1 protein-coding gene is annotated in these 260 nt (G+C 41.5%); it reads left to right on the top strand.

Going from position 1 to position 260, the window contains the following annotated elements; all coding sequences use genetic code 11:
• A partial coding sequence (locus tag SB756_RS31745; protein ID WP_410913458.1) for a type I restriction-modification system subunit M N-terminal domain-containing protein occupies positions 1 to 260 on the top strand: 260 nt, incomplete at both ends.

Genomic DNA, 260 nt, shown 5'->3' with positions numbered 1-260 from the left:
CGTTGGCAAAACCTGCGCCATTTAGGGGCAGAAGAGTTATACAAACTGGTTAAAGATGAACTGTTTCCGTACTTTTCAAAAACCTCAGATGATGTATCGCCAGAAGGCGCGGTATTTAACGAGTTTATGAAAGACGCGCAATTGATGATCCAAAAGCAAAGCTTATTGGTAAAAGCCGTTGAAATGGTAAACGACTTACCCCTTGAAAACTCAGACACCAAAGGCGATTTGTACGAATACTTGCTTAGCAAACTCACTAC

It is taken from the genome of Pseudomonas sp. SIMBA_068 (genome assembly GCF_046534705.1).
GTDB lineage: Bacteria > Pseudomonadota > Gammaproteobacteria > Pseudomonadales > Pseudomonadaceae > Aquipseudomonas > Aquipseudomonas putida.
This window is presented reverse-complemented; position numbering and strand designations above follow the sequence as displayed.